This window comes from Mycobacterium sp. NTMscope_Eco_3 (genome assembly GCF_976985685.1).
Map to the genome: position 1 here is coordinate 291121 of NZ_CDRJYZ010000001.1, position 23339 is coordinate 314459.

Annotated in this window: 15 protein-coding genes and 8 pseudogenes; 15 read left to right on the top strand and 8 right to left on the bottom strand. The window is 65.6% G+C overall.

From position 1 onward, the window contains the following. Positions 1 to 42 precede the first annotated feature (42 nt). Positions 43 to 642 (bottom strand): annotated as a pseudogene (locus AC0KTM_RS01345) (TetR/AcrR family transcriptional regulator); the annotation flags it as partial. A gap of 97 nt (positions 643 to 739) precedes the next feature. Between AC0KTM_RS01345 and AC0KTM_RS01350 the strand changes: the two are divergent. From AC0KTM_RS01350 to AC0KTM_RS01410, 13 genes and pseudogenes are all read left to right on the top strand, one after another. Next, positions 740 to 1591: a CoA transferase gene (locus AC0KTM_RS01350; RefSeq protein ID WP_007168421.1), complete on the top strand. Its 852-nt coding sequence runs from the start codon at positions 740 to 742 to the stop codon at positions 1589 to 1591. After that, on the top strand, positions 1588 to 2763 hold the full coding sequence (locus tag AC0KTM_RS01355) for a thiolase family protein (protein ID WP_019732177.1): 1176 nt from the start codon (positions 1588 to 1590) through the stop codon (positions 2761 to 2763). Before AC0KTM_RS01350 ends, AC0KTM_RS01355 begins: the two co-directional genes overlap by 4 nt. A gap of 9 nt (positions 2764 to 2772) precedes the next feature. Beyond that, positions 2773 to 4449 carry a long-chain-fatty-acid--CoA ligase gene (locus tag AC0KTM_RS01360; RefSeq protein WP_007168424.1) on the top strand — a complete coding sequence of 559 codons (1677 nt, stop codon included), beginning with the start codon at positions 2773 to 2775 and terminating at the stop codon, positions 4447 to 4449. Beyond that, positions 4446 to 5222, top strand: coding sequence for an enoyl-CoA hydratase/isomerase family protein (locus AC0KTM_RS01365; RefSeq protein WP_007168425.1), 777 nt, complete (start codon positions 4446 to 4448; stop codon positions 5220 to 5222). The genes AC0KTM_RS01360 and AC0KTM_RS01365 overlap by 4 nt, the downstream gene beginning before the upstream one ends. 7 nt (positions 5223 to 5229) lie before the next feature. After that, positions 5230 to 6378, top strand: coding sequence for an acyl-CoA dehydrogenase family protein (locus AC0KTM_RS01370; protein ID WP_007168426.1), 1149 nt, complete (start codon positions 5230 to 5232; stop codon positions 6376 to 6378). A 25-nt stretch (positions 6379 to 6403) separates the two neighbouring features. Then, the gene (locus tag AC0KTM_RS01375) at positions 6404 to 7162 is read left to right on the top strand and encodes an SDR family NAD(P)-dependent oxidoreductase (protein WP_007168427.1); all 759 of its coding nucleotides are present in this window, start codon (positions 6404 to 6406) and stop codon (positions 7160 to 7162) included. Positions 7163 to 7584: 422 nt separating this feature from the next. Further along, positions 7585 to 8052: pseudogene (locus tag AC0KTM_RS01380) on the top strand (site-specific integrase); the annotation flags it as partial. Positions 8053 to 8149: 97 nt separating this feature from the next. Continuing rightward, positions 8150 to 9502 carry an IS30 family transposase gene (locus AC0KTM_RS01385; RefSeq protein WP_046184758.1) on the top strand — a complete coding sequence of 451 codons (1353 nt, stop codon included), beginning with the start codon at positions 8150 to 8152 and terminating at the stop codon, positions 9500 to 9502. A gap of 7 nt (positions 9503 to 9509) precedes the next feature. Next, positions 9510 to 10100 (top strand): annotated as a pseudogene (locus tag AC0KTM_RS01390) (tyrosine-type recombinase/integrase); the annotation flags it as partial. A 29-nt stretch (positions 10101 to 10129) separates the two neighbouring features. Continuing rightward, complete coding sequence (locus tag AC0KTM_RS01395) at positions 10130 to 10456, top strand: helix-turn-helix domain-containing protein (protein ID WP_007168431.1); 327 nt, start codon at positions 10130 to 10132, stop codon at positions 10454 to 10456. Positions 10457 to 10596: 140 nt separating this feature from the next. After that, positions 10597 to 11724: an integrase gene (locus AC0KTM_RS01400; RefSeq protein WP_224112882.1), complete on the top strand. Its 1128-nt coding sequence runs from the start codon at positions 10597 to 10599 to the stop codon at positions 11722 to 11724. A gap of 42 nt (positions 11725 to 11766) precedes the next feature. Continuing rightward, complete coding sequence (locus tag AC0KTM_RS01405; RefSeq protein ID WP_057969888.1) at positions 11767 to 12150, top strand: transposase; 384 nt, start codon at positions 11767 to 11769, stop codon at positions 12148 to 12150. Positions 12151 to 12154: 4 nt separating this feature from the next. Beyond that, a pseudogene (locus tag AC0KTM_RS01410) lies at positions 12155 to 13109 on the top strand (IS256 family transposase). Here the strand turns inward: AC0KTM_RS01410 and AC0KTM_RS01415 are convergent. The 4 genes and pseudogenes from AC0KTM_RS01415 to AC0KTM_RS01430 all read right to left on the bottom strand — a co-directional run. Then, positions 13039 to 13257: pseudogene (locus tag AC0KTM_RS01415) on the bottom strand (transposase); the annotation flags it as partial. The pseudogenes AC0KTM_RS01410 and AC0KTM_RS01415 sit on opposite strands and share 71 nt — an antisense overlap. Before the next feature lie 46 nt (positions 13258 to 13303). After that, positions 13304 to 15247, bottom strand: a complete 1944-nt coding sequence (locus AC0KTM_RS01420) for a tyrosine-type recombinase/integrase (protein WP_007172497.1) — start codon at positions 15245 to 15247, stop codon at positions 13304 to 13306. Continuing rightward, positions 15244 to 16293 (bottom strand): tyrosine-type recombinase/integrase, encoded by a 1050-nt coding sequence (locus AC0KTM_RS01425; RefSeq protein WP_007172498.1) that lies wholly within the window; start codon positions 16291 to 16293, stop codon positions 15244 to 15246. Before AC0KTM_RS01425 ends, AC0KTM_RS01420 begins: the two co-directional genes overlap by 4 nt. A 116-nt stretch (positions 16294 to 16409) precedes the next feature. Continuing rightward, a pseudogene (locus AC0KTM_RS01430) lies at positions 16410 to 17423 on the bottom strand (IS256 family transposase); the annotation flags it as partial. Between the two features lie 155 nt (positions 17424 to 17578). On the opposite strand from AC0KTM_RS01430, the pseudogene AC0KTM_RS01435 reads away from it, so the two are divergent. Then, positions 17579 to 18157, top strand: a pseudogene (locus AC0KTM_RS01435) (tyrosine-type recombinase/integrase); the annotation flags it as partial. Between the two features lie 117 nt (positions 18158 to 18274). Here the strand turns inward: AC0KTM_RS01435 and AC0KTM_RS01440 are convergent. The 3 genes from AC0KTM_RS01440 to AC0KTM_RS01450 are packed head-to-tail and all read right to left on the bottom strand — an operon-like array spanning position 18275 to position 22514. After that, positions 18275 to 18865 (bottom strand): hypothetical protein, encoded by a 591-nt coding sequence (locus AC0KTM_RS01440; protein WP_101930903.1) that lies wholly within the window; start codon positions 18863 to 18865, stop codon positions 18275 to 18277. Beyond that, a complete protein-coding gene (locus tag AC0KTM_RS01445; RefSeq protein ID WP_007168436.1) occupies positions 18862 to 21351 on the bottom strand; it encodes a tyrosine-type recombinase/integrase in 2490 nt (829 codons plus the stop codon). The genes AC0KTM_RS01440 and AC0KTM_RS01445 overlap by 4 nt, the downstream gene beginning before the upstream one ends. Beyond that, complete coding sequence (locus AC0KTM_RS01450) at positions 21348 to 22514, bottom strand: tyrosine-type recombinase/integrase (protein WP_007168437.1); 1167 nt, start codon at positions 22512 to 22514, stop codon at positions 21348 to 21350. Before AC0KTM_RS01450 ends, AC0KTM_RS01445 begins: the two co-directional genes overlap by 4 nt. A 135-nt stretch (positions 22515 to 22649) precedes the next feature. Here AC0KTM_RS01450 and AC0KTM_RS01455 point away from each other — a divergent pair. Continuing rightward, positions 22650 to 23150: pseudogene (locus AC0KTM_RS01455) on the top strand (tyrosine-type recombinase/integrase); the annotation flags it as partial. Positions 23151 to 23339: the final 189 nt, after the last annotated feature.

Below are 23339 nucleotides of genomic sequence, written 5' to 3' on the forward strand. Positions count from 1 at the left end.
AGCCGAAGTATTCCTATGACGCGCTGAAGGTGCTGGGCCACTGGAGCGAACGGCGACGTGCAGTGTCGGTTTGTCGTCGTCTGACTCGTCTGGGCGGGAGACTTGATCCCACATGGTGTCGATCATCGGTTGCAGGAAGAGCTGTCCCAGCTGTCGGACCATGATGTCGATGATCTGGGTGGATCCGCTTCGCTCCGCATTTGCGATACCGGCGTCGCGGGCTTTGATGAGCTCCGTTCGGGTCAGCTCTGTCAATCGCTGGAGCAGTTGGCCTTTAGACCCTGCGGGGTCCAGTAGCGCGCGGCGCAGATAGTTGACGACGGCTGGGTTCGATTCGAGCATCTCCTTCACAGCCACGTCACGCGCCGTGGCGACTTGTCTTGGTGTTCCATCAACGGGGACCTGCGCGATCGTCTGCGCGAAGTAGTCGACGACGAGTTGTTCAACGGCGCGGCGGATTCCGTCCTTGGTCTTGAAGTGGTGGACAACCAGCCCGACCGTGACGCCGGCTCTCGAGGCGATATTTCGCATCGACGTGCGGTCCTCCCCGAACTCCGCGAACAGGTCCATCGCGGCGTTGCGAATGCGCGCCTTCGCGGTCAGGTCGTCTGCGCCTGCGCGTGGATCGGCGAACGGTCCCATGCGTCTCCTTCGTTCCGGGCAAGTGTACAGTGAACATCACTTCTTGTACAGATAGGAAGCTTCCTGTACAGTCGTACGGTATCAATTGAAGGACCACATGGTGCAGGGCAGTCTGAACGGCGTTCGCATCGTGTCGCTTGCGGTGAACATCCCGGGCCCGCTCGCGGCGGCACGGCTGGCGCGCTTCGGCGCGTCGGTAACAAAGGTGGAGCCCCCTACCGGAGATCCCTTGGCCGCGGTCGCGCCCGGCTGGTACGCAGAGCTCGCCAGCAAGCAGACGGTCTTGGTTCTGGACCTCAAGGACGCCGGCGACCGCGCCAAGCTGGACGTCGAGCTGACTTCCGCCGATGTGTTGCTCACCGCCATGCGCCCTTCGGCGCTACGCAGGCTCGGGCTCGACGACGCGCATGTCAGGTATCCGGGGCTCTGTCACGTCGAAATCGTGGGCTACGACGGTGACCTCGAGGAGCGTCCTGGCCACGACCTGACCTATCAGGCCACGCACGGCACCCTGCAGCCCCCGTTGATGCCGGCGGTTCCGGTCGTGGACCTCCTGGGTGCCGAACGTGCCGTGTCCGGGGCCCTGTTGGCGCTGCTTGATAGGCCGAATTCCGGTGCCGGCCAACACGTCCGGATCGTACTGGCGGACGCCGCAGCCGACGCCGGCGCAGCCGTGCGGTACGGCGTCGCAGGGCCCGGCGACCCGCTCGGTGGCGCGACTCCGACCTACGGGATCTACGCCAGTGCCGACGGCTATATCGCCCTGGGCGCAATCGAACCGCATTTCCAGAAGCGGACCCTCGAGGTCCTGGGCGCAGCAGATACCCACGAGGATCTCGCACGAGTCTTTGCCGGACAAAGCACGCGCCACTGGGAAGAAGTCGCCGAGACGGTTGACATCCCCATCGTTGGAATTCGTACACCGGAACAAGGAGGAGTGGAACATTGAACGCGCGCGAAGCAGTGATTGTCGGGGCGGTGCGCACGCCGGTGGGTAAACGAGGTGGCGCTTTGAGCCGGTGGCATCCGGCCGACTTGCTCGGTCACACCTTGCGAAACCTGGTGGAGCGCAGTGCGATCGATGCCAAAGACATCGATGACGTCATCGTCGGCTGTGCGATGCAGCATGAGCACCAGTCCGGAAATATCGGGCGGCACGCGGTGCTGGCTGCGGGTCTACCCGAATCGGTGCCGGCGGTCACCATTGATCGCCAATGCGGGTCCGGTCAGCAGGCGGTCAACTTCGCTGCATTCGGCGTCACCGCGGGCATCTACGAGCTGGCGATTGGGTGCGGTGTGGAGTCGATGTCGCAGGTGCCGATGCCTGCGTCGTTCATGCCGGGCGCGCCGCTCGGTCCGCAGTACTCGCCCGTGGAGTTGGCCCGCTACGACGACAACTTGGTGGCGCAAGGGGCGGCGTCGGAGTTGCTGAACTCCAAGTTCGGTATTTCTCGCGAGGAACTCGACGAATTCAGTATCCGAAGCCATGAGCGAGCATTCGCCGCGACCCGGGCGAAAAAGTTTCGCGCGCAGTTGGTGCCGATCACCGTCGATCCGCTGGATCCGTCGGCGGCGCCCGTCAGTGCCGACGAAGGAATCCGTGAGCAGTTGGATCCGGCGAAGATCGCGTCGCTGGAGCCTGTTTTCGCGGCCGACGGCCGCACAACCGCGGCCAATTCTTCCCAGATCAGCGACGGGGCAGCGGCGTTGCTGATCGCCGAGCGTGGCTACGCAGAACGCAGCGGGCTGGTTTCGCGGGCGCGGTTCCTGGCGATGACGGTCGCCGCGGCGGACCCGGTACTGCAGTTCACCGCGGTACTGGACGCCACCCACAGGGCGCTCGAGCGCGCCAACCTGAGTGTCAGCGACATCGACTTGTTCGAGGTCAACGAGGCCTTCGCCGGGGTGCCGCTGATGGTGCAACGCGAGTTCGGCATTCCCGATGACAAGCTCAACGTCAACGGAGGCTCGGTCGCAATCGGGCATCCGCTCGGGTCGACCGGGGCCCGCATGCTCACCGATCTGCTGTGCGAACTCGAGCGCACCGGACAGCGCTACGGCCTGCAGACCATCTGCGAGGCCGGCGGAACCGCCAACACCACCATCATCGAACGAATCTAAGGCACAGACATGGTCAGGGAAATCGTGAAGGGCGTGCCGTCGACGCACGGCGACCACTACCAGCTCAACACCACCAACCTGATCAGACATGCGGCGCGCACCTATCCCGAGCAAGAGGTCGTCTACCGCACCACGGAGGGCGACTGGCAGCGGTACACCTACGCAGACTTGTACGTTCGGGTCAAGCGGGCGGCGAACGCGCTCAGAGGAATAGGGATCGGCCCGGCCGACACAGTCGGAGTGCTCGACTGGAACAGCAAGCGGCACTTTGAGCTCAGCTGGGCCATTCCCGGCATCGCCGCGGTGATGCTGCAGATGAATCTGCGGCTGGCCACCGAAGACCTGAGCTACGTCACTGACCACGCCGAGGCGCAATGGATCCTGGTCGACGAGACACTCCTTCCGGTCGCCGAGGCGTTGGCTCCACACGTGCCGAAGGTCAAGGGCTGGATCGTAATGTCGGATAAGCCGCTCACCGAGATCGACACCACGCTGGAAAACGTCTTTCACCTCGAGGACCTGATGGCCGAGTCCGACACCGAGATCGACTGGCGGGTCATCGACGAAACCTCTGCTTACAGCGCGTGTTACACATCGGGAACGACGGGTCGGCCGAAGGGCGTCTACTACTCGCATCGTGGCAGCTACCTACACGCGATGGCGATGGCAGCAGCGATCAATCTCCGTCGCGAGGACACCGCGATGCTCATCACCCCGATGTTTCACGGCCAGTCGTGGGGGCTTCCGCACACCGCGATGTGGACCGCGGCGAAGGTGATCCTACCCGGCCGCTACCTGGCCGAGAACACGCAAATGCTCGTCGACGTGATGATCGCGGAGAATGTGACCGTCGCGAACGGCGCACCGGCGATTTTCCAGCCGATGCTGGACTACATCAAGACCCTTGCTGTGAAGCCAGATTTCAGCAGGACGAGACTGCTGTCCGGTGCGACCGAGCCGGCGAAGTCGCTGATGCGCGATTTCCACGAGCTCACCGGCGCCGATTTTGTGCAGGGCTACGGTGCGACCGAGACGACGCCGCTGATCACGATGAACATGGGCATCAAACCGTCCCTGCAGGGCACGATCACCGACGACGAGAAATGGGATTTCAAGCGTTTTCAAGGGCTGCCCGCTTCCGGTATCGACATCCGGATCGTCGACGACAACGGCAATGACCTGCCGCACGACGGTAAGAGTGTCGGCGAGGTACTGATGCGTGGGCCCTGGGTCATCGAGCGATACCACCAGCTCGACGACGACGACAACGCCGACCGCTTCCTCGACGGTTACTGGCGCAGCGGCGATGTCGGCACAATCTACCCGAACGGGTATCTCAAGCTCACCGACCGCCTCAAGGACGTAGTCAAGAGCGGCGGTGAATGGATTTCCTCTATCGATATGGAGAACGCCATCGTCGGACATCCGCTGGTGAAGGAGGCCGCGGTTGTGGGGATCAGCCATCCGAAGTGGCAGGAACGTCCGCTGGCCATCGTCGTGCCCGTCGAAGGTGGCGTGCTGACCCGCGATGACATCGTCGGTTGTCTGCAGGGGCAGTTCGCCAAGTGGCAGATGCCCGACGCGGTTCTCTTCGTCGAGGCGTTGCCGCGCACCAGTGTCGGCAAATTGGACAAGAAGATCCTGCGGGCCGAACACGCCGACGTTTACCGGGATGCGGTCACGTGAACAAACAAATTTTGCGATCGACTCGCGACGGTGCGGTGGCCCTGCTGGAGATCAATCGCCCGAAGTCGAAGAACAGCCTCAACGACGAGCTGTTGGGCGCGATGGGGGCCGAGCTGGCGGCGTTGCGGTCCGACACGGCCGTGTTGGCCGTGGTCATCGCGGGCGCCCACGGCATGTTCTGCGCCGGCGCCGACATCACGGCGTTCGACGAGATCCGGGCCCGGCCACTGGTCACCGGAGAGTCCAATGAGAGCTTCTGGTCGATACTGGCTGCGTTTCCGAAGCCGGTCATCGCCGCGGTCGAGACATACGCACTCGGGGGCGGCTGTGAGCTGGCGTTGGCCTGCGACATTGTCATCGCCGGCGAGTCGGGCCAATTCGGACTTCCCGAGGTGAAGATCGGCGCAATCCCTGGCGCTGGCGGAACTCAACGCCTCATTCGGGCGATCGGCAAATCCAAGGCTATGGCAATGCTTTTGACGGGCGATTCCATCAAGGCCCAGGAGGCGTGCGATGCAGGGTTGGTAGCCGAAGTCGTCGCCGACGGCGAGGCCGTGCCACGGGCGCTGGCGATGGCGCAACGGATCGCGACGAACTCCCCGCTAGCGGTGGCGCTGGCCAAGGATGCCGCTGTGCACGCGTTTCAGACATCACTGACGCAGGGACTCGAACACGAGAAACGGAATTTCTACGTGGCGGTGCATTCCGCCGACAGTCACGAGGGCCAGGCGGCATTCCTCGCCAAGCGCGCGCCCCAGTTCACCGGAAAGTAGGTAAAGCATGCCCGGACTCTTATTCCCGGACTACGTCGTTCCGTGGGAGACCGAGGATCAAAAACTCCTGCGCAAGCACGCCGCCGAGTTCTTCCGCAAGGAAGCGACTCCCAACCAAGCCAGGTGGGCGAAACAGCAGAAGGTGGACCGAGAATTTTGGAACAAAGCCGGCGCTGCCGGGCTTTTGGGCCTCGACCTGCCCGAGCAATACGGCGGTGGTGGCGGCAGTTTCGGTCACGAGGCGGTGGTGATGCAGGAGCGCGCCTACGCGCACGACACCGCGTTCGGTTTCTCCGTGCATTCGACGCTGGCTTCCCACTACATCGCCGAGTATGCCTCCGAGGAGCAGAAGAAGCGCTGGATCCCGAAGATGGTCAGCGGGGAGATGGTGATCGCCGTCGCGATGACCGAACCGGGCACCGGGTCAGACCTGCAGTCGATTCGCACCACCGCGGTTCGCGACGGCGACGAGTACGTCATCAACGGCTCGAAGACCTTCATCTCCAACGGTTCCCACTGCGACCTGGTGGTGATCGTGGCCAAAACTGAGTCCGGACTGTCGCTGATGGTGGCCGAAACCGAAGGGCTGGCGGGTTTCCAGCGCGGCCGGGTTCTGGAGAAGGTCGGCCAGCACGGCCAGGACACCCGGGAGCTTGCGTTCACCGACATGCGGGTGCCGGCCGCAAACCTGCTCGGCGGCGTTGAGGGCAAGGGCTTCGCCCAGTTGATGGAGCAACTTCCGCGCGAGCGGTTGACCATCGGGGTCGAGGCGATCGCGATGGCGGAGGCGGCGGTAGTAGAGACGATCCGTTATGTCAAGGAGCGCACCGCGTTCGGCAAGCCCCTCCTCGCCTTCCAGAACACCAAGTTCGTGCTGGCCGAATGCAAGGCGGAGGTGCTGGCCGGCAAGGCGCTGATCGACTACTGCACCGGCCGGTACCTCGACGGAAAACTCGATGCCGCAACCGCATCGATAGCCAAGATGTGGGGATCTGACAAACAAGTAGAGGTCACTGACAAGTGCCTGCAGCTTTTCGGTGGATACGGCTACATGATGGAATACCCGATCGCGCAGATGTATGCGGCGGCTCGGGTGCAGAAGATCTACGGCGGCACCAACGAGATCATGAAGGTGCTGATCGCGCGAAGCCTGTAGACAGACACACAAAAGGAGCAGCCGAATGGACATCGCAGCTAGCAGCGCGGTCGTCACCGGTGGCGCGTCCGGGCTCGGTTTGGCGACGGTGGAGACGCTGGCGCGGTCCGGAGCGCGGGTGGTCGCCGTCGACCTGCCCAATGCAAACACGGACGCGCTAAGCCTCCTCGGCGACACCGTCCGGTTCGCGCCCGCCGACGTCACCGACGAGGATGCAGTGACCAGGGCCATCGAGATCGCCAACGCGGACAAGACATTGCGTATCATCGTCAACTGCGCCGGCGTCAGCGATGGCACCAAGACCGTCAGCAAGAAGGGCCCTTTCCCGCTCGACGCGTTCGAGAAAGTAATCAAGATCAACCTGATCGGGACCTTCAACGTCGTGCGCCTGGGCGCATACGCAATGTCGCAGAACGACCCCGTCGGCGGCGAGCGTGGCGTGATCGTCAACACTTCCTCCGGCGCGGCCTTCGACGGCCAGATCGGGCAGGCGGCCTACTCCGCTTCCAAGGGAGGTGTGATGGCGGCGACGCTGCCGATCGCGCGTGATCTGTCGTCGTACTTGATCCGGGTCAACACGATCGCTCCGGGGCTGTTCGAAACCCCGCTTCTCAACTCACTTCCAGAGGCTGCGCTAACCGCTCTCAAGGCGCTGACGTTGCACCCAAACCGACTCGGTGATCCTGCCGAGTACGCACACCTGGTCGTAGCCATCGTTGAGAATCCGATGCTCAACGGCGAGACGATCCGTCTCGATGGCGCAGTACGGATGCCTCCGAGGTGATGTCCGGCCGTCAGAGTTGCTGATTGGATCCCACAACTCCAGGAGAGAATCAACGTGCAGGACAGTGTCCGCGTCGTCGTCGACCATGTGAACGAACACGGAAAATCGCGGCTGAGCGAGCGGCGGGTGGTGGCATCGGTGGGCCAGGCACTGCGTTGCAAGATGCGCAACGAGCGTGAACGCAGTTTCGTCTTCGTCACTCCGAGTCGGAGTCGGAGAGAGAGAGGCTTAGTCACGTTAGCCAACAGTCGACGAGTTCCTGAGCCCACGGGTATCGCCCGTTAGCCCTTTCAACGCCTGGAACAGCCGTTGTTGGCGTGTCCCTCCATCAAAACTCTCTGATGAACCGGCATCATTCTTGCTGACTGAATAGTTGATCAGATGATGTTTCTTCACTTTAGGTGAAGTCGAGGAGGCGTGGGTTGGCTCTGGCTGTGGTCCGCGATCTGCGGGAACATCGAGTACCGGCGAGCGAGGAGGAGCTTGCCGACTTCGAGACCGATGTGTTGGCCGGGTTCGTGCTGGCACGGGCGTCGGCCGGATTGGTCGACAGCACGATCCGCAACGACATCAACCACCTCGAGCTGATCCACGACTGGTTCGGCCGGCCGCTGTGGGAGATGCGGCCCGCCGATGTCGACGTCTATTTCGGCAAGGTGCTGCGCGACGCCAACCCCTCGACTCGCACCGGGCGGGCGGCGGCACTGACCGTGTACTTCCAGTTCTTGGAGCTTCGGCACAAGATCGACCTGCACAACATGACAGGTCGGGTCGTCGAGTGCCCGCTGGACGAGATCAACCGGCCGCGAGCCTCGGTCGATCCGCAGCTGCGTATCCCTCCGACCGCCGACGAGGTGGAGCAGCTGTTCGCCGGGTGGCGCCAGGAACTGGCTGGATTCAATCGGTCGTTGCAACACCTCGATTCCTCGGAGGTGTGTGGTGGCGTATGGGAAGCGGCAGTTGGAGGTTCGTGCGTATCGGGGGCAGATGCCCTCCCCGGGGCGGCCGTCGGTGGCCTGGCGGCAGGACAGGGTCCGGTTCTGGGCGGGGATCGCTGCCGGAGCGATGACCGAGGACGCCGCTACCGAAGCGGGCGTGTCTTCGCCGGTCGGGTTCCGCTGGTTCCGCCATGCTGGCGGCGTGAATCCACGCTTGCCAGAAACTGTTTCGGGCTGCTACCTATCCTCGAATGAGCGCGAAGACATCGCTTTATGGCGTGCCCATGGTGCCGGAGTGCGCGAGATAGCCAGGAGGCTGCGCAGGGCGCCGTCGACCATCTCGCGTGAGCTGCGCCGTAACGCCTCGACGCGCACGTATCGGCTCGACTACAAGGCCTCGGTCGCGCAGTGGCATGCCGAAAGGCGGGCGAGGCGCCCGAAGACGGCCAAGCTGGTCGGCAACGACCGGCTGCGCCAGTACGTCCAGGACAAGCTCTCCGGTGTCGTTCGTGGCGCTTACGGGCAGATCATGGCTGGTCCGGCCGCGACGCCGTGGAAGGGACGCAACAAGCCGCACCGAGGGGATCGGGCCTGGGTGACAGCATGGAGTCCTGAGCAGATCGCCCATCGGATCAAGCTTGACTTCCCTGATGATGAATCCATGCGGATCAGCCACGAGGCCATCTACCAAGCGCTCTACGTGCAAAGCCGCGGTGCGCTCAAGCGGGACTTAATCACCTGCCTGCGCCGGGGTCGGGCATTGCGGGTGCCGCGGGCACGGTCTCGGCAGAAAGCGTGGGCGCACGTCACGCCGGAGACGTTGATCAGCGCTCGGCCGCCGGAGGTCGCTGATCGCGCGGTCCCGGGACACTGGGAGGGAGATCTGCTGATCGGGTTGCAGCGCAGCGCGATCGGCACGCTGGTCGAGCGCAGCAGTCGGTTCACGATGTTGATCCATCTTCCGCGGGAGGCCGGATACGGGCTGATTCCGCGGACCAAGAACGGGCCGGCTCTGGCCGGCTACGGCGCCCTCACGATGGCCAACGCCCTAGCGCAGACGATCACCTCGCTGCCCGAGGAACTGCGCCGGTCGCTGACCTGGGACCGGGGAAAGGAACTGTCGGCGCATGCCCAGTTCTCGATCGCCTCCGGGGTCAAGGTGTACTTCGCCGACCCGAAGAGTCCGTGGCAGCGTGGCACGAATGAGAACACCAATGGCCTGTTGCGCCAATGCTTTCCGAAGGGCACCGACCTATCCCGGTGGAACGCCGACGACATCGCGGCGATCGCTCACACCCTCAACACCCGACCACGCAAGACCCTCGGATGGCGCACCCCGGCCGAAGCGTTCAACGAACACCTACACTCACTTCAGCAAGCCGGTGTTGCAACGACCGATTGAATCCAGCCTGGTCACCTGCCGCAAGTTCGCCCCGGCCGCCCGCAACTACGCGGTCGCCCGGCTGGCGGCCGACGTGGGACTGCGCATCAACGAGGCGCGGATGCTCGACCTCGACGATGTGCGGTGGGAGCTGGGGCGGTTCGGCAAGCTGAACGTCCGTCACGGCAAGGGATCACGCCGCAAAGGCCCCAAACCGCGACTGGTGCCGCTGATCAACGGCGCCGACCGCAGCCTGAGATGGTTCATCGAAGACGTGCTTGGACTGTTCGATATCGACCCGAATAGCCATGCCGCGCCACTGTTTCCGTCCGAACGCAAGAACATCGACGGGACGTGCATGCGCGCGACAGCTGACGTCTATCGCCGATCGTTGGCGGAGGCGGCGGACCGGCATCTGCCTGCGTGGTCGGGGAAGCTGACCCCGCATGTGCTGCGGCACTTCTGCGCGTCCCAGCTTTACCTCGGCGGAATGAACCTGTTCGCCATCCAGGAATTATGTGGTCACGCCTGGACGGCCACGACGGCTCGATATATCCACGTCCACGCCACCCACGTCGAAGATGCCTGGGTCACAGCACAACGTAACAACACGAAGTAACTGCACCTACGAACTTAAGGATTGGCTCAATGAAGTGGAATCTACGCCTGACCGCGGCCAACCGCGGCATTTGGAAGGCCAGCGAACTCCAACGGATGCTGGCCGAGCGCGGCCTGGTGATCAGCGCCGGCAAGATGTCGGGCTTGTGGTCGGGCAACCCCAACGCCATCAAGCTCCACGATCTCGATGTATTCTGCGCCGTGCTCGACTGCGCCATCGACGAACTGCTGATCCCCGAGCCCGAAACCGTGGCCGCACCCACGCCGAAGGGTAGCGAGGAGGCCGCCGCTGCGGCCGGTGAGGCACGTCCCGTCACCCCGCGCGCTCGGACGGGAAGGTCGCTGCCGCCGCGATGAATTGCCTGCAATGCGGAGCCGAACTGCCAGCCAACGGTCGCCGCGACCAAAAATACTGCGGCAGAAGCTGTTCAAAAAAAGCGCACTACTATCGCGGAAAGGCGGGACTGCCTGCTCGCCCGCCCCGGCGGCATCCAGCCTTGGAATCCGACGACCCCGTGCTCGTGGCCGCTGCGGTATACGCCCGGGAACGCGCTGCCGCCCACGATTGGTGCGGTGAGACCACAAACCGATGCCTCGACGCCCTGGTCACCCTTCTGGCCGGTCGGCCCCCCGGTGATCGCGTGCCGCTCAAAGAGGTTCGAACACGGCCGCATCGGCTCGCGTCCCGTCGCAGGCTTGTCGAAATCCTCTCCCACTTCGACCTGCTGACAGACGACACCGAACCTCCGATCCGTGCCTGGATCGACCGCGTCACCGCGGAACTTCCGCCAGGGTTCGCCGAGCCGTCGCACCACTGGCTCCTTACCCTGTTGGTCGGCGGCGCACGTGCTCGCCCACGATCGCCCAGGACCCTCTACAGCTACTTCGGCGCGGTCAGGCCCCTTCTCGCGCACTGGTCCACCTCCTACGACCATCTCAGGGAGGTCACCAGGGCCGACGTCGACGCGACGCTGCGGCCGTTTCAGGGAAACCAGTGCCACAATCTGATCAAGGCGCTGCGGTCGCTGTTCCGGCACGCCAAGAAGAATGGTCTGGTCTTCAGCAACCCAACAGCGGGTTTGAAGAGCCAACCAGTAGACCAAGACCTCGTGCCCATCACCGATGATGAGGTGCGCTCGATCGAACAGCTCGCGAGCGAACCGCGTGCACGCCTAGTTGTGGCATTGAGCGTCGAACATGCCTGCCGCACAAGCGTTATACGCAAACTGGTGCTCGACGACATTGACCTGCCGAACCGGCGGATCACCCTTGCTGGACAACCAACGGCTCGGCGAGCTCACCCACAGAGCGCTGATCACATGGCTCGACCACCGCCGGGACAGATGGCCCCACACTCCGAACCGGCACGTTCTACTCACGACGAAAACTGCATTGCGCACAACGCCGGTGAGTCAAACATCGGTGAAACAATCGTTGAGCGACAATGGGTTCACGATCGAACGCATCCGTGCCGACCGAATCCTTCACGAAGCGCTGACCGCAGGCCCCGACCTGCTGCATCTGTCTCTCTCGTTTTCGGCATCTCCCACAACACCGCGCGGCGCTACACCACCGCGAGGGAGTATCCGAAATTCGGTGTAAGTGGCCCGACACGCCGGGTGTGAGCCTGGCGGGGAAGGTCCACGATGACCGAAACGATGAGGGCTGTGACAGCAACAGCCGATGTCCACGATGATGAAGTGATGGTCAGCTCTCCGACACCGGAGGAGCTGGCGACGGCCCGCGAGCTGGTGCGGGCGGCCCAGGCCCGCGGGGTGTCGTTCGCCGATACCGCTGACGGGGTGCTTAAGGCGCTGACCAAGACGGTGGTCGAGACCGCGCTGGAAGAGGAGCTCGCCGATCACCTCGGCTATGACAAGCACGATCCGGCCGGGCGGGGGGCGCCGAATTCACGCAACGGCACCCGCACCAAAACCGTGTTGACCGACACGGTCGGACCGGTCGAGATCGCCGTGCCCCGCGACCGCGGCGGCAGCTTCGAGCCCCAGATCGTCAAGAAAGCATCAACACCGGTTGACCCGGGTCGATGAGATCGTGTTGTCGTTGTATGCCAAGGGATTGACCACCGGGGAGATCGCCGCCCACTTCGACGAGCTCTACGACGCCAAGATCTCCCCGGACACCATCAGCAGGATCACCGACAAGGTCCTGGCCGACATGGCGGAGTGGACCGCGCGGCCGCTCCGTCTACGCCGCAATCTTCATCGACGCGCTGAGCGTGAAAGTGCGCGACGGTCAGGTCGCCAACCGACCGTTCTACGCCGCGATCGGGGTCGATCTGGCCGGGCACAAGGACGTGCTCGGACTGTGGGCCGGCGACGGCGCCGGGGAATCAGCCAAGTTCTGGTTCGCCGTATTGACCGACCTGCGCAACAGAGGCGTCACCGACACGTTCTTCTTGATCTGCGACGGACTTAAGGGGCTGCCCGACGTTGTCGGTGAGGTGTGGCCGGCCACCATCGTGCAGGCCTGCACCGTGCATCTGATCCGCAACAGCTTCCGCTACGTACCGCGCCAGCACTGGGACGCCCTGCGCCGCGATCTCAAACCGATCTACACCGCCCCGACAGCGGCGGCCGCAGAAGCGGCGCTCGAGGCGCTCGCCGACCGCTGGGGCAGCCGATATCCGGCCCTGATCCGACTGTGGCAGTCGTGTTGGAATGAGTTCATCCCGTTCCTGGATTACGACACCGAGATTCGGCGGGTTCTGTGTAGCACCAACGCAATTGTTATCTGGAGTCCTCCGGGCGGTGTCCTTGATGTCCGACACGAGGCGTTCAGATCCCAGGTTCTGCGTGGTGGACGTGATTATCTGCAGTCGTCCAGGAGGCAAGAACCTGCGGAGGGACGATGCAGATTGCGGTCAAGTCCAGGGACGTGGTGTACGACGTCGTCGTGTGATTCTTCGACTTGGTGGTTTAGGCGGTCAGTGCCGCCGGGGTGTCCTCCTGTTCTGTTGATGGCGTGTGGTCGGCGCGGGATTTGCTGAGGACGTCGAGGCCGAGGTAGCGGCGGGATTCGGCCCATTCGTCGTGTTGTTCGGCCAGCACCGCGCCGACGAGGCGGATTAGGGCGTTGCGGTCGGGGAAGATTCCGACGACGTCGGTGCGCCGGCGGATTTCCTTGTTGAGTCGTTCTTTTATCCGGCCCTCGGGGGCGGGTCAACCCGTCGGGGTGGGATGTTCATCGATCGAGGCGCTGGAGGTGGTCGGTAAGGGCGTGGGCGACGCGGTCGTGGCGGGCGGCTTCGTCGGTCCAGCCGCGGCACTCGGCGTCGGTTCTGAGGGCCTGGACGTCGGCGAGTTGGTCGGTGAGCGTGTCGCGGAATTCGGGGGCGGTGACGTAGTTGTCGCAGGTTTCGCAGATGTTGGCATAAGGGCACGCGCCCGCGGATTCGTGGCGAGCGCAGTATCCGTGTGCAACGCGGGTTTTCAGCATTTCACTGTGCAGCCAGCCGACCTTGTCGGGCAGGATCGGTTTGCCGACCGGGGTGAGGGTGAACTGGCGGCGCATCTTGCCCATCGCTTCGTCGTAGGCCGCGCGCAGGGTGGGCGAGGCCAGGGTGGCGTAGCGGATCGTCATTTGTGGAGTGACGTGCCCGAGTAAGGACATCAAGGCCTGCAGACTCATCCCGGCGTTGGCGAGTTCGGTGGCCCAGGTGTGGCGCAACTGATGTGGAGTGACCATCAGGACGCCGCCGTCGGGACGGTGCAACCCGGCGGATTCAGCGGCGGTGAGCAGCCCGTTGCGCAGCCGGGTGTAGCCCAGGCGGCGTCCGTGCCGGGTGAACAGAAAGTCGGTGAGCACGCCGGTGCGTGGGTGCGGCAGCGGCCGGTGCGTGCCGCGGAGGGCGACCCACTCGTCGAGCGCGGCGAGGGTCGCGGCGGAGAGCGGGACCATGCGTTCGGTGGCGAGCTTGCCCAGTGGCACCTTCAGCCAGGTTCCGGCCGGTCCGTAGTCGATGATGCTGCCCAGTTCGAGGTCGAGCAGTTCCCCCGCCCGCAGGCCGGCACCACGCAGCACGGTCAGGCCGATGCGGGCGAACGGATCCTGCAGGTGGGCAACGGCGTTCATCACTGCCGCGTCCACATCGGGTGCTAGCGCGCGTGGCAACGGCTGGTCGAGTTTGGGGACGTCGGCGGCGAATACCAACCGCCGTGGTGGGGCCTGCGCCCAGCCCCAGGCGGTGATGTCGTCGAGCAGGTTGCGCAGACTGAGCACTGCCGACTGGGCCACCGCGGCCGAGACGGTGCGCCCGGCGCCCGCGGCGGCGCGCTGACCACGCCAGCCCCGGGTGCGATTCCATTTCAGGTAGCCCTCGATGCAGCTCCGGTCGAGTTCACGCAGGCTGATGACGTCGGGATGGTGAGCGGTGAGGTATTCGGCGAAGGGCAGCAGGTCGTTGATCAGCGACTCGACCGATTTGGGCCGCAGCACCGCCGCGCGCACGCCGATGTAGCGCAGCAACGTCTGACGGATCGGGTCGGGCATCTCCACCTCGGTGAAGCGCTGCTCGAGGCTACGGGCCCACCGCCGGCGTTTCGGCGCGGTGTCGATGACCGCGGTCTCGAACAACAGCTGCCGCAGGCTGGCCAGCCGCCCCCTGTATGCCCGCCGCGACGATGGCGGCACCACGGTACGTGACAGCGCGGCGTCGAAGTCGTCGAGCGCGTCGCCGGTCAGGTCGGCGACCATTCCGCCGTGGTGTGCCAGCACTACCGCCAGACATTCGCCGAGGACCGTCTCGACCCAGGAACTCCTCCAGCCCAACCGAATTCCCGCATTCCGCAACGCGGCGAATCCGCTCGGATCCCGGTCCTCCACTGCGCGGCCCAGCCCGGTCAACTGTTTGACCGCGGCCAGCTCGACGTCCAGCCGTAACCGGCCGGTGCCGATCGTGTGACAGATCAGCGGCCACGCCCCGGTGTCCCGTATCTCGGCGATCCGCTCGGCTGCCGGCAGCGTCATCCAGGCGTGCAGGTCGCGGTGGCGTGCGGTGAAGTCGCGAGCGATCCGAATCCGGTCGCGTACCGCCCGCCCGCTCAAACCCAGGGTGGCGACGTGGTCGAGATAATCCGCCACCACCTCGTCGGCGCCTACGGGTTGGCCGACCAACACCGTGGTCACTGCCGGGCTCCGGCCAACGTCGCACGAGCAGCACCGTATTCGGCGGCGAGCTGCTCGATCGACAAATGCACGTAGCGGGCCGTGGTCTCCGGCGAGACATGCCCCATCAACGCCCGCAACGCCAGCAGATCGATTCCGGCCGCCGACAATTCGGTGCCGTAGGTATGCCGTAAACGGTGCGGGCGGACTCTTGTGGCGCCAGAGGTCTCCCGGTGCCGACGGAACAGGCTGCGCAGCCCGGCCTCGCTGACCGGTGCACCGGTCGTCGGGCCGCGCAGCACTACGAAGCACTGCGGCGTCGCCAACCCCGGCGGCCGCTCCCATCGCAGGTAGGCGGCGAGCTCGGTGAAGAACGCCGCATCGACCGGGACATGACGTTCCTTGCCGCCCTTGCCGATCACCCGAAGCCGGCGCCGGCCCATATCGACGTCGGCGAGCAGCAGGCCACGCGCCTCGGCCGAACGCAGCCCTCCGAGTAGCATCACCAGCACCATCGCCCGGTCCCGGTGCGTTGCCAGTGTCGCCAGGAACGCGTCGACATCGTTGGTGGACAACGATTCCGGAAGACGCTGCGGCTGACGCACCAACCTACCGCCACTGCGTGCACGCCCGGGACCCAGATGACCGAGCAACCCCCGCTGCGACTGGCGCAGCCCCTGTCCCCGCCGCGGCGACGGCACCGGATTGTCGGTGCAGACACCGGTCATCACCAGATACTCGAATAACGCGCGCACTGCCGCGACCCGGCGGTTCACCGTCGAAGCTGCCGGCGGGGTCGACGAGCGGTGACCGCCGGTGGGCTGGTCCGTTCGGCGGACGCCTTGCCAGTCGATCCAGTCGAACACCAACGGCGCATCGACCGCGGCGAGCCCGACCGCTTGCTGGACGAGGAACCGGCTCAAATTGGCGACGTCGAATGCGTAGGCCCGCACCGTGGCCGCGCTGAACCCCCGTCCCGCCAAATGGTTGAGAAACGCGTTCACCGCGTCCTGCCCGTCCCAGTCGCCCTCCAGGACATATCCGCTGTCGCTCTTGAGTACCCGCATCGCCGCTCCGCCTTCCCCCACCGAGATGCAGACAGCATCCATCCGTGCTCAGCGCTTGTGCGTGAACCTCACGCTGCAGCCCGAACCGTGTCCCCGGAGAGCCGGTTAACGGATAGTGGGTTGTTGGACCAGATCTGCCGCCAAATTTGTTTGGGGAAGGCGGTGAAGGCGAGCAGGTCGGCGCGGGCGTCTTCGAGGTGGTCGGCGACCTTGGGGAGCTTGTCGGCCAGTGCGTCGATGATGCGGTCATATTGGGCTGCAACGGAACCGGCGTCAGGTTGATCGAAGACCGAATGCAGTAGTGTGCGTACCCACGGCCACGATGATTTCGGAGTGATGGCCATCAGGTTGGTGGCGTAGTGGGTGCGACACCGTTGCCACGATGCCCCAGGCAGGGTGGCGCCGATCGCGGCCACCAGACCGGCGTGGGCGTCGGAAGTGACCAGACGGACCCCTGATAGGCCGCGGGCGGTCAGCGACCGCAGGAAGGTCAGCCAGCCGGCCCCGTCCTCGGCGGTGGTGACGTCGATGCCCAGGATTTCGCGGTAGCCCTCGGCGTTGACCCCGGTGGCGATCAGCGCGTGCACGTTGACCACCCGGCCTGCTTCGCGAACCTTGAGCACCAGGGCGTCAGCAGCCATGAACGTGTACGGGCCTGCATCCAGTGGCCGGGTCCGGAACGCCTCGACCGCGGCGTCGAGCTCTTTGGCCATCACGCTGACCTGGGACTTCGACAAGCTGGTGATGCCCAGAGTCTCGACGAGTTTGTCCATCCGCCGCGTCGAAACGCCCAGCAGGTAGCAGGTAGCCACCACCGTGGTCAGGGCCCGCTCGGCGCGTTTGCGCCGTTCCAGCAGCCAGTCCGGGAAGTACGAACCTTGCCTTAGCTTGGGAATCGCCAGATCCAATGTGCCTGCGCGGGTGTCAAACTCGCGGTGCCGATACCCGTTGCGGGAATTGGTGCGCTCGCTGCTGCGCTGGCCGTAGCCGGCACCGCACACCGCGTCGGCTTCGGCGCCCATCAGGGCGTGAATGAAGGCGGCCAACAACTCGCGCAGCACATCAGGGTGCGTGGTGGTGAGTCGTTCGGCCAGCACGGCAGACAGGTCGATATCGTGGGCAATGGTCATCGCGTTGATTCCTTTGCTCGAGTGACTTTGGTCGGTCCCTCGAAGAATCACGCGATGACCTTCATTCATCCGGCTACGACACGCCGGTCATCACCGGCTCGTACACCACTCTGCTGGACGCAACTCAGATTGCACGAGTTATCTCGCCGGTCTCGTTGCGTGAGTCGTGGACCGTTCTCGGCGACGACGATGCTCCGGTAGCGCCGGTCGACCGGTATCTGGCGTATCTGACCGACATCGAGCGATCACCGAACACGGTCAAGGCATACGCGCACGATCTCAAGGACTGGTTCGGTTTTCTCGCCGAGCGTGGTCTGGACTGGCGGGGCGTTCGGCTCGACGATCTCGGTGAGTTCGTGGCCTGGCTGCGGCTTCCGCTGCAGGCCCGGCATGGGCAGGTCGCGGTGTTGCCGTCGGTGCCGCATCATTGCACGGAATCGACTGTAAACCGCAAACTTTCGGCCGTCGGGGCGTTTTACACCCACGCTGCACGAGATGGGGTGGATGTCGGTGAGCTGCTGACCTCGTGGCAGGTCGGCGGCGCGCGCGGCGGTTGGAAGCCGTTCCTGCACCACATCAGCAAGGGCACGCCGAGGTCGAGGCGGGTGATCGCGTTGAAGACGCCGAAGAAGCTGCCGCGGGTGCTGTCGCCGGACGAGGTGCAGGCGATCCTGGACGGCTGCGGCCGGTTGCGGGACCGATTGCTCTTCGCCGTGCTCTACGACACCGGGATGTTCTCCAGGGCTCGGCCCCCGTGCGCCAGCGTGATTCTCTGAGTTTGTGCAGCTCAGAAGCTGATGTCGGAGATGCTATCCACCGCAACAGGTGTGGTGCAAGCAGACTCGCGCGTGTCATCGCAGCCGGGTTGGTGTGTTGAGTCGGGCCATGAGTTCGCGGTTGGCCGCCCGGGCTGCGGCGAGGTCTTCCTCGCGTTCGTCGAGTTGTTGCTTAAGGTCGAGGTTGTGCTGCTCGAGCTGGCTGATGCGCTGGTGGAGGGCGTCGATATCGGTGCGGGCGCCGAGCCCGGACTCGCGCCACGTCTGTTCACCGAGCGCTTCGGACAGCCGCTTCTCCAGCTGCTGGATGCGCGCGCCGAGCCGGGCGGCGCGTTCGTGGGCAGCGAGCAGATCGGCCTGCAGTGAGGCTCGGGTGACCCCAGGGCCGGTGTGCTCACTCGGGACTGGATCTGCTTGCAGCGCATGGATTTTCTCGAGCAGGTCGGGGTGTCGGTAGAGGAATGTGCGGTCAACGGCGGCGGCGCGGGCGATCGCGGTGGCGCTGAGCCGGTCGCCGGCGGCGGCGGCTTGGTCGATCGCGGCCAGCACGCGCCGGCGTCGGCGCATCGAGTCGTCGCGCCGGCCGTCAAGCATCGATCGGGTGCGTGTTGTCGACGAGACGGATTGTGCGGGTGTGTGATTCGACGTGGTAGCGGTGGTGGTCATGCGGTGGCCTCCGAGGCGATGGTTGTCGGTGCGGGTGGGGTGAGGCTGGGCATGCCCAGCGGGACGGTGTGGGCCGCGCGGTGACGGCGCACGATAGCGATCGCGTCGTCGATGCGGGCTTGCTCGGTCTCGTTGAGGTCGGCGACGTCTGCTTTGATGCGGTTGATCAGCCGCCGGATGCGGGTGATCTCCTCGTCGGTGGGGGTGGCATCGGCGCGGGCCCAGTCATCGACCCCGTCGATGGTGGCGGCCAGCCGTTCCCGGGTGCGTAGCAGATCATCGAGGTAGGCCTGCAGGTCGGGCAGGAACGCGATGTTGGTGCGGAAGTGATCGCAGCCCACGCAGCGGAACCGGACCGGGCAGGCCCCGCCGCCGGCCTTGACGTTGGTGGGTTCGGTGCAGGTGCCGTAGGGGACGGCGACCTCGCCGACGGCGTGGCGGGCGCGTTCGGATTCCAGCAGCATGCGCGCGTCACGCCAGATCCGGTTGCCGTGCCGGTCGAAACTGAGCGCGGTGACGGTGTCGACGGCGTCGCGGCGACGGTCCTCGCCGATGCGGTAGTAGCGCCGGGTCATGGAATAGCTACGGTGATCGAGCAATTCGGCCAGAACGTCGATCGGCACCCCGGCATCCGCGTGACGTTGGGCATAACAATGCCGATAGGCATAGGGCGTGACCTTGGTCTTGTCGACCTCGACCCCGTCGCGGGTGCGCAACACGGGCAGGGTCGAGATCCACTCGCGGTGCCGGTTGTCGAGCGTATCGATGCTGATCGGCTTTCGCCCCTCGGGGTTGCGGCGTGGTGTGGGCAGCAGTGTCAGTTCTGCGGGCGGGGTGTGAGGAAACATCGCCCGCACCCGGTCCTGCTGAGCGGCAATGACTTTCGCGGTAGCTTCGCCGATCGGCACACGCCGTCCGAGACGGTTGGCCTTGGCGTTGTCGTAAACCAGCACCGCCGATCCGTCCTTGTCGCGGTGCAGGCAGTTCAACGGCAAGGCGAGAATGTCCTCGGGCCGGCGCCCGGTGTCGATGCCGATCTGGGTGGCGACCCGCACCTCGACGGGTTCGAGGGCATCGAGGTGGGCGCACAGGATGGCCAGGACCTCCGGTGGCAGGTCGCGGCCGGGTTCGCCGCGTTCGGGTTCGGCGGGGATATCGCCGCGCTCGATGGCGAAATCGCCGGCCAGTCCGGCGGCTGTCTGCCCCGGCCGGGTCAGGCCGAGGGCGCGGATCCCGGCCAGCACCTCGCGCATGTCACGGCAGATGCCGTTGCGCCGGTATCGGCTGATCTCGCCGACGGACTCCAGATAAGCGAGTCGGTTGAGGAAATCCTCGATGTCGCTGCGGCCCAACGCCGAAGCGACGAGTCCACCATCGGGTCTGCGGCCGAGGAACTCCGACAGCAGCCGCAGCGCGTTGATCTTGCCGCGCACTCTCGCGGCGCCGCGACCTCGGTGGCGCGGGAGTTGTTCTGCTGCCCACCGCTTGACGGACTGGGCCAGCCAGGCCTGGCCGATCCCGGTGAACGACAAAGACCCGCGATGGCCGAAGACCGCGAGATCCCATGTGTCCTTTGCCTGTTCGCTGCCGGGATCGGCCAGAGCCCGCCGGACGTGCTGGGTCAGGGCGCTCCGCAGCGACCGCACGGACTTGTTGCGGGTGATCTCGGCCCGGTCGGTGGTGATCGAGGCGGCCTGTCGCCGGCGCAGCCCGTCGCAGAGCACCCGCAGCTCTACCTCGGTGATCTTCGCCCCGCCCCGGACGCGCTGCTGAACGCCGAACAGCACCTCGACCACCACCAGCACCGGCAGCGCGCGCAGGTTCACCCGCCCGCACTCGGCCACACCCGATTCCTGGGCTTGCCACCGATGCGAATCGAACTCAGGGTTGGTACCGAGCGCGCTACGCCAGCGCTGGTAGTGGGTGTTGCAGTAGCCGCGCGCGCTGTCGGCGGGCCGGGTGCACGCGGCCACCGCGCACGCGGGCATCGGCGGCAACGGCCGCACTCGCGGGTCGGCCAGGAACTGCTGCATCGACACCGGCGGTCGCCGCAGGCGGAACTTCTTGGCGTGCGGCTCGCACAACACCGCGTGCCGCACCGTCGGCACACACCGGCATCCCGGCACCGCGCACCGCGTCGCGGACGCGGGTTCGGCGGGCAGGCATGCGGCAGCGGCGATCTCGGCCGTGTTCATTCCCCGCCGAGTCAGGCGCGTGCAGCACCGATGACACACCGTGAGACCGGATTGCACGGTGTTCTGGCATCCCTCGGCCCGGCACACCGTCCGGCCCAACAATCGATGCTCCGCGAGCAACGACAACACCCTGGTCCGCGGATCCCACCCCGCCTCGTCCAAGAACCTGCGGTCGAGCATCCTCGCCAGCCGCGCGGCCGTGCCGATCACCACGACCCCGTCCAACACGTGCGGGGACTCGCCGCAGTCCTGCTCGACCGCGATTCTTTCAGCCAGCCCCACGGCGGTCACCGGGTCACCTGGGCCTGCTCGCGGGGACTGGGCACCGCATCCACGGCGGCCCGCAGCCGGGAGGAGTCCGGATGCAGGTAAACCTGCGACGAGGACACCGCGGCGTGGCCCATCAGGTCGGCGACCACATCGATCCCGGCCCCGGCATCAACAACGTTGCTGCCGAAGGCATGTCGCAACTGGTGGGGCCGCACCGCGACGTCGAGTCCGGCCCGCCGGGACGCCGCGGCCATCAACTCGCCGATCGCATCCGGCCGCATCGGCGCACCGATCCTGCCGCGGAACAGGTTAACGAACACGAAGTCACTGTCGGCGGCGCCGGTGACACGCATGCGTTCGAACTCGTAGACGTCGAACAGTTGCACCACAAGGAAATCCAGCGGCACCACCCGCTCCCGCCGCGACTTGGCCCAGGCCTGGTTCGGGTTGTCGTCTCGGCGCACCACATGCAGATGCGCGCGCTCGACATCGCAGCCCAGCCGCCGCGAGTCCACCAGCAGGTGCACATCGCTGCGCCGCAGCCCGCACACCTCCCCGCGGCGCAACCCGCCCCGCGCCATCAACAACACGATCAATCGGTCCCGCGCCGACCGGCACGCCCGCAGCAGCGCGACGATCTGCTCGTCGCTGGCCCGATCGATCGTCGTCTCCGGTTCCCGCAGCCGATGCCGGGCCCGCATCCGCCACGCCATCCGCCCGTCCTCGCCGCGGGCCTCCGCCGGCAGGTCCCGGTCATCGGCGACCTCATACAGCATCGACACCAGCCCCGCCGCGCCGTGGCCGGTCGCCACCGCGTGCACCACCATGCCCCGCACCGCGGTCAGCACCCCGTTGATCCGCGACGGGCCCCGCACCGCAGCAGCGCCAGGTCCGGCCACCACCACGCTCGCGGCGTCATCGACCGATGACCGGGCGTGAGCCAGCCACGTCATGAACAACGCGAAACCCTCCACACCGGCCTGCCAGGACCGGCCCGACCGGGCACACCAGCGCAGGAACAACGCGATCGAATGCGCATACGCCTTCGTCGTGGACTCGGCCGCGTCGTGGCCGAACCGCAGATGCCGCAGATACGCATCGGCGACATCAACCACCTGCAGGTCCTCATCCAGCACCGTCCAATACCGTTGCCCGGACGGCAAACTCACCGGGAATACTCGCATGGGCTCTCACTTTCGGGCCGACAGTCACAAACAACTACCAGCCACGAGCACCACACCCCCGGAGAAACGCCGAGCAACCCGCCCGATCATGTAGATCGAGCAACGTCCCGCAACAGGTCAGGAAACCCCGGAGAAGGGATGCGGATCGGCGAGGTACTTGGTTTGCGGCACAACGACATCGCCTCCGCTGAGCATGAAGTAACGGTGCGGCGACGCGACAACGCCAATGGCGCGCGCGCCAAGTCACAGACCGTCCGCACGATCCCGGTCAGCAGCGCGTTGATCCGATTGTTCGCCGACTACCTTCACACTGAGTACGGCGATCTGGACAGCGACTATGTGTTCGTCAACCTGTGGGGCCGTCCGCAGGGGCATCCGCTGACCTACGCCGCGGTCTATGACCTGGTGCGGCGGCTGCGCCGGCGGACCGGGATCGACTTCGACCCGCACTGGCTGCGACACACGGCCGCAACCCGGCTGCTGCGCGACGGAGTCAGCATCGAGGTGGTCGCGCATCTGCTCGGACATGCGCACGTGGCGACGACGACCACGACGTATGGGCACCTCACCGTGGAGGACGCTCGGCGGGTCATGGAACAGGCCGGTTGGTTCACCGATGGGCAGGTGCGGCTGTGAGGGCGCCGTCGCTCAAGCCTGCCGGCCCGTCGGGGCTGCTGGGCAAGCTGATGGCCGAGGTCCGCAACGAATTCCGCAGCAATGTACTGGAATTCGGGCCCGAGGATCCGGTGTTTGGTGGAGCCGAGTGCCGGGTTGAGGGGTGCGAGCGAACCGCCCGTGGACGCGGCCTGTGTGAAGGACATCGGC

What these genes read in the sequence shown, in the direction of transcription:
- AC0KTM_RS01450 (WP_007168437.1), bottom strand. Translation starts at nt 22,514, where the DNA reads ATGCGAGTATTCCCGGTGAGTTTGCCGTCCGGGCAACGGTATTGGACG.
- AC0KTM_RS01375 (WP_007168427.1), top strand. Translation starts at nt 6,404, where the DNA reads ATGGACATCGCAGCTAGCAGCGCGGTCGTCACCGGTGGCGCGTCCGGG.
- AC0KTM_RS01350 (WP_007168421.1), top strand. Translation starts at nt 740, where the DNA reads ATGGTGCAGGGCAGTCTGAACGGCGTTCGCATCGTGTCGCTTGCGGTG.
- AC0KTM_RS01360 (WP_007168424.1), top strand. Translation starts at nt 2,773, where the DNA reads ATGGTCAGGGAAATCGTGAAGGGCGTGCCGTCGACGCACGGCGACCAC.
- AC0KTM_RS01425 (WP_007172498.1), bottom strand. Translation starts at nt 16,293, where the DNA reads ATGCGGGTACTCAAGAGCGACAGCGGATATGTCCTGGAGGGCGACTGG.
- AC0KTM_RS01385 (WP_046184758.1), top strand. Translation starts at nt 8,150, where the DNA reads ATGCCCTCCCCGGGGCGGCCGTCGGTGGCCTGGCGGCAGGACAGGGTC.
- AC0KTM_RS01440 (WP_101930903.1), bottom strand. Translation starts at nt 18,865, where the DNA reads ATGACCACCACCGCTACCACGTCGAATCACACACCCGCACAATCCGTC.
- AC0KTM_RS01370 (WP_007168426.1), top strand. Translation starts at nt 5,230, where the DNA reads ATGCCCGGACTCTTATTCCCGGACTACGTCGTTCCGTGGGAGACCGAG.
- AC0KTM_RS01395 (WP_007168431.1), top strand. Translation starts at nt 10,130, where the DNA reads ATGAAGTGGAATCTACGCCTGACCGCGGCCAACCGCGGCATTTGGAAG.